Genomic DNA, 5,844 nt, shown 5'->3' with positions numbered 1-5,844 from the left:
CGTCAGCGTGCTGGCATCTTTCGTTCTGGTAGGGTGTGGTGAGGATGGAGGGCCAAAGCCTACAACGATCAACTGTAATAACCCGAACCTGACGAAAGAGCTGAGGGAAGAAGGGAACTGTCTTTGGGATATGGGCGAACGCACGGATCGCTCCAAGAATAAGGGGTTCTAATTATGAGCAAGATATTCATTCGACTTGTGATGCTACTAGCTGTGTTACTGACCTCGCAGACTGCGTCGGCGGCCATTGAGCCTAATGGTGTCTTGGATGAGGTAGCCGTGCGCTTCATGACCGCTAGTGCTACTTGGAGCACGGTAATTACAAACCATGCCGTGTGGCTGTTTTGGACGCTGGGTACTATATCTCTTGTTTGGACTGGCGGTACTTTGATCCTTAAACAAGCGGATATAAGGGAGTTCTTTGCCGAGTTTATGCGCTTTATCCTGACGTTTGGTTTCTTCCTCTGGTTACTCAGAAACGGCCCAGACTTTGCGACGTCAATCATCGACTCGTTGAGAACGATCGGTGCTCAAGCCGGTGGCCTTCCGAGAGACCTAACCCCCTCAGAGCCTATCAGCATTGCTTTCGACATTATTGTTAAAGCAGGTGAGTATTACAGCATCACAAGCCCTATAGATAACTTGTCTCTTTTCTTAATCACGCTAGCAATTTTGGCATGTATGGCGGTTGTGGCGGCTAATGTGTTGTTGGCCTTGGTAACTGCTTGGATATTGATATATGCCGGTGTTTTCGTGCTGGGGTTTGGTGGTTCGCGTTGGACTTCAGATATAGCAATCAACTACTTCAAAAGCGTATTGGGTGTCGCTTTGAAGTTGATGACAATGACTTTGCTCATTGGCATCGCCATGTCGATAATGGACGGTTTTTATGCTGAGCTATCCAATGATGCTCCTATGCGTGAACTGCTGGTGATCTTTGTCGTTTCACTGGTTCTCGTAATGCTTATTCACTCTGTTCCCAATGTGGTTGCTAGCCTAGTTCCCGGAGGTGGCGCGGCGGCGGGTGCTGGCAGCATAAGTGCTGGGGCGGTGGCTGGAGCGGCTGTTGCCACTGGTGGTATGGCTGCTAGTACAGCAATGGCTACCGCCGGCGGTGCGTCTGCTATTCAGGCTGCATTTACAAAAGCAGGTGAGAACGTAGCGAACAATACTGACGTTATGTCGAGCCTTAGCAGTGCATTTAGCGGTAGAGGTGACTCTGACGAGGCTGGCTCCTTCTCCCATGCTTCCGACCAATCTTCTAGTAATGGCGAATCCTCTGGCGGCTTTAAGGATAGTGTTGCAAAAGCGGGCCGCGTTGCAGCGGATACTGGCGCTAATTTGATTAAGGGAGTGGGAGATATGGCCGGGGAGCGTATAAGCCAAACCGCTGGAGGTCGTTTAGCCAGCTCAGTACGAAATAATATGAAAGGGGACGAGGAAGATGATAAGGAGGGTGACTGACGGCGCTTCTCCTGCATTTGACAACGATAAATTAGGCGGTGTAACTGGGTGGATGAATCAAAACGAAGGCTTTGATGGCCTGTCCAGTGAGGACCAGGAAGAAGTACGCCAAGCACATGCTGAGTGGCAAGAGCGCGATCCAGAAAAGCACACCTTCGACGTTGAGGACTACGTTTCGTATTCCCAGGAACAACAGCAGGAACGTAATGAAGAGGTTGCCAACTTTGTTAAAAAGGCCGTATGGCCTAACTAGATAAGGATTACTGATTATGGAGTTTAACTTTCCCCCCCAAAACCTTGCGGAAGTATTTGGCTTCTTTGCAGTGATGTTCATTGTGATGCTGGCCTTCTATTTTTTAGGACAGTGGCTGCACAACACCGGATATGGCACGAAAATGAAAGCCATTACCAACAAAATGGAGGTATTCCAACATAGGTTGGCAGGGCATGTTTACAAGAACATGATAAGGTCGGTCGATCAAATTGACAAAACGAGACGCTGGTCGTTTGGCCGACGCAAGTAATAAGAAAGCACACGGGCCAGTGATGGTGCACCGGCCCGTATTTTTACATACATCAAACCGATTATAGTGAAGCTGTAACTCGTTTTTGGACACAAATGAGTTTCGGAAATTTGAACATTAGTAAAACATGAATAACTTGAGGTATGGGAAAATGAAAAAGCCCACTTCCAGAGGTTGAGAAAGTGGGCGAAAAAACACAACACAATAAAGCAGAGTTTGCAGAGATAATATTGTTAAGCATGTGGGTGCATACTCCAACGAGTTGTTTATGACCAATAACTCATATTTTGACACTTTCTAGCTTGAAAGTACCATGGATAAAAGTTCAATCTGAGAAGCTTTGGAAAATTATCATCACCCCCATGACCGACCTTCACCAGCTAACTAAAAGTTGGATAATGGCTTGCCAGCGATTTTACTAAATTAGTAATTAAATAGTGATACAATAATCTTTTATATGAAGGGGGAGATATAAATGGAACTCATTTTTTTACCATTTTTAATAGTTTTTTTGTTCTGGAAACAAATAGAAATGGAAATAGATAATATATTGATTAGCGTAACATTTTTTTTGTACGCTATAGGCTTATTTCTTTTTGTGGACCTTCCGACAAATGCCAGAATTGGTAGCTTGTTCATAGGGCTACCATCTACCTCTTATCTAGCGTTTATATTTCCTTCTCTAATACCATGCGAAGAAAAGGTGGTTAAAACCACCTCTTGTATTATGCTTCTTGTTACTTCACTTCTTTTGTTCTACTTTCAACTTTTCGTATATGAGCAATAAATCAGTCTCTAGATTGTAGTTTTGAAGGCGTTTATCGAGTTCTTTTATAAAAACCAATTCTTCCTCTGTGAGCTTCGCCGAATCCATTTCGTTATAAACAGAGAGCGTTGTTTTTAAGTCAGATTCATTCATGTTTCCAATGTAGTTCAGCTCTTCTAACTTTGAACAAGATTCTATTCTCAAGCTACCTAACGCCGGCAACACCGGAAAATTAAAGTGGAGGTGAAGCCGGAGCTTTTATTTTTCCGGTGCTTGCCCTTGTTAAGCGCAGTGGCTTTAAGCGGCAATACAAAATTGCGCCTAATGCTCCCAAAAAATGGCCAATGTGATCAATTTTCATATCTAACGCTTTATTAGAACCACCTTTGAACTCTGAATCTAGGGCAAGCACTATTGCCAAAACCAGGAACAGTGAAATCGCTAAAAGCCACTCCTTGGTGGTTAATTCCTCTTCATCTGTAAAATAAGCAGCTGCCAGTCCGAAAACACCACCCGATATCCCGCAGACTAGAATATTTTCCGAATAGAATAGTATAGATGGTATAGATGCCAAGCCGCTCACAAGAAGTACTGCCAAATACCTCTTGGCTCCAACCCTGCGTTCATAAGCAGATGCTAGACCTAAGCCAATAACATTTGCAGTGAGATGAATCAGGTTACCATGGATAAATAAGTGCGATACTGACTGTAACGGCCACTTTAAAAACTGATCAATGTCATTACTCAGTGCGAACGTTCGATACAGGCTCTCATCTACGGAAATGAAACCAAAGTTTGTTGTCAGAAGAAATATAAAAAGAATTACAACCCCTGAACATATAGAAGCCCAAACAAATTTAAAGTTTTCACTATAGGTAATTGGAACAGCCTTCAAACTACTCGGAGCAGGCTTTATGAAAATCAATAAGCCGACATAAGTCACAACTGCGATAAGAAATATAATCATTGGACTAAAGGTATATTGCTCTCAATATGTTCTTGAACTTCCGGCAACAATTTTGCGACCTTTTCTACTCCCTTTAATTGTGCTTTTACTTTAATCTTTCGGTTGTTTTTGAATGTGAATTTCATAGGCCTTTGTAATAGCCCTTTTCCTATTTTTACGCTTTCAATGTCACCAAAGTCAAAAAAATCATGCTCCTTAAATTTACCTAACAAGCTCAATTTGTGGAAAGATACACCTTTCTCAGTAACAGCTAAGAAGTATGTTCTCATGCTTAGAATGAAAAGAGGGCCAATCAGTAAGAATAGCCAAATATTTGGTGGGCTTACAGCCTGAAAAAAACCTATTAGCGAGTCCCCGTCATTCAGATTCTCTTCAATGTGTTTTTTAGCCTGTTCTTTGTTCATCATTACTCCTAGTTATGTTTATGTGATCTCTGGTAAGCGCTTAACGCAGCCTTAAACGGTGAGTAATTGTTGGCTATAATGTGAAGCGAAGCGGAATCGAGCCAACTGTTACGAATCCGACTTTAAGGCCTTGTTATGTGCCGATTAAACCCATAGACATTATTTTCGATAATACTCGTTATATACTGATTGCAGCTAACGCTTTCTATACTGCGATTGTCCGTATTCCATGGCGAAATAATGCCTTCTTTCTTTTTTAATCTTCAACGATAAATCAATAAGATAGCAACCATTAAAAGGGTTGGGTCACACAGCACCGTTTAGTTTTGACAATTGCTAGTTTCAGATAACTTTTAGTAGGGGAAAGGCATATCTCTAGATTCTGTAAAGCACTTGAGATAAGTTGTAAACTGTTAATTTCCATTAATTTTTACACCAATATCAAACGGCGCTGCCCAATGAGAAGACACCGTAGCTGGGAGAGTCACGCTGGTGAGCTGGTTGTTATAAAACGCATCACTTCCAATGGTGGTCACAGAGTCTGGTATAACCACACTGGTGAGCTTGTTGTTCATAAACGCAGAATTGTGAATGGTGGTCACCGAATCTGGTATAACCACGCTGGTGAGCTGGTTGTTAAGAAACGCCCCATATCCAATGATGGTCACAGAGTCTGGTATAACCACACTGGTGAGCTGATTGCCATTAAACGCATCACTTCCAATGGTGGTCACCAAATCTGGTATAACCACATCAGTGAGCTGATTGCCTTTAAACGCCCTAGTTTCAATGGTGGTCACCGAATCTGGTATAACCACATCAGTGAGCCTGTTATTAGCAAACGCCCGCTTCCCTATCGAGGTCAATGTATCAGGGAGAATTACGCTGGTGAGCATATTATCAGCGAACACACTGTTACCAAGGGAGGTCACCGAGTCTGGGATTGTCACTCTGGTGAGCTGATTCACTCCAAACGCATGCTCTCCAATTGTGGTCACCGAATTTGGGATGGTTACGCTGGTAAGGTTGTTTAAAGAAAACGCACTATTTCCAATTGTGGTCACCGAATTTGGGATGGTTACGCTGGTAAGGTTGTTTAAAGAAAACGCACTATTTCCAATTGTGGTCACCGAATTTGGGATGGTTACGCTGGTGAGATTGTTAGAAGAAAACGCATACTTTCCAATTGTGGTCACCGAGTCAGGAATAACAATCTCCTTTCTTACTCCACCATAGGAAATTATTATCTTTTTGTTATCAGTGCCATCATCATTACGAGCAAAAATAAAACCATCTGATGGGACATTGTTAACTATTGATATTGCATTTTTATTAAATGCCCGCTCCCCAATGGAGGTCACTGAATCAGGAATAGTAACGCTGGTGAGCTGGTTGTCAGAAAATGCCCGCTCCCCAATGGAGGTCACTGAATCGGGAATAGTAACGCTGGTGAGCTGGTTGTCATGAAATGCCTCGTACTCAATAGCTGTCACCGAATCTGAGATAGTCACGCTGGTGAGATTATTTTTAGCGAACGCCCGCTCCCCAATGGAGGTCACCGAATCAGGAATAGTAACTCTGGTGAGCTGACTTTCAGCAAACATCCAACTATCAACAGTAATCACCGAATCTGGTATAGCAATCTCTTTTCTTGCTCCACCATAGGAAATTATGATCTTTTTGTTTTCAGTGCCATCATCATTACGAGCAAAAATAATA

General features: G+C 42.9%; 6 protein-coding genes. 3 read left to right on the top strand and 3 right to left on the bottom strand.

Annotated elements, in window-relative coordinates:
* Nucleotides 1-174 precede the first annotated feature (174 nt).
* Genes trbL through IQR33_RS22390 form a run of 3 tightly spaced genes read left to right on the top strand, consistent with a single transcriptional unit; the run spans nucleotide 175 to nucleotide 1,988 of the window.
* Nucleotides 175-1,464: a P-type conjugative transfer protein TrbL gene (gene trbL, locus IQR33_RS22400; RefSeq protein ID WP_193837478.1), complete on the top strand. Its 1,290-nt coding sequence runs from the start codon at nucleotides 175-177 to the stop codon at nucleotides 1,462-1,464.
* A gap of 52 nt (nucleotides 1,465-1,516) precedes the next feature.
* Entirely contained in the window at nucleotides 1,517-1,717 is a 201-nt protein-coding gene (locus tag IQR33_RS22395; RefSeq protein ID WP_140114816.1) for a conjugal transfer protein TrbL, read from the top strand.
* A 16-nt stretch (nucleotides 1,718-1,733) separates the two neighbouring features.
* A complete protein-coding gene (locus IQR33_RS22390) occupies nucleotides 1,734-1,988 on the top strand; it encodes a hypothetical protein (protein WP_017056224.1) in 255 nt (84 codons plus the stop codon).
* 998 nt (nucleotides 1,989-2,986) lie between these two features.
* Here the strand turns inward: IQR33_RS22390 and IQR33_RS22385 are convergent.
* The 3 genes from IQR33_RS22385 to IQR33_RS22375 form a co-directional block, all read right to left on the bottom strand.
* On the bottom strand, nucleotides 2,987-3,721 hold the full coding sequence (locus tag IQR33_RS22385) for a rhomboid family intramembrane serine protease (RefSeq protein WP_054576351.1): 735 nt from the start codon (nucleotides 3,719-3,721) through the stop codon (nucleotides 2,987-2,989).
* Nucleotides 3,718-4,125: a hypothetical protein gene (locus IQR33_RS22380; RefSeq protein ID WP_017633897.1), complete on the bottom strand. Its 408-nt coding sequence runs from the start codon at nucleotides 4,123-4,125 to the stop codon at nucleotides 3,718-3,720. Before IQR33_RS22380 ends, IQR33_RS22385 begins: the two co-directional genes overlap by 4 nt.
* Nucleotides 4,126-4,538: 413 nt before the next feature.
* Nucleotides 4,539-5,844, bottom strand: a 1,306-nt coding sequence (locus IQR33_RS22375; RefSeq protein WP_193844060.1) for a leucine-rich repeat domain-containing protein, incomplete at its 5' end; no start/stop codon positions are given.

The sequence above is a fragment of the Vibrio sp. OPT46 genome (assembly GCF_015163535.1).
Lineage (GTDB): Bacteria > Pseudomonadota > Gammaproteobacteria > Enterobacterales > Vibrionaceae > Vibrio > Vibrio alginolyticus.
The sequence above is the reverse complement of the archived record's forward strand: the minus strand, read 5'-3'. Positions and strand labels throughout refer to the sequence as shown.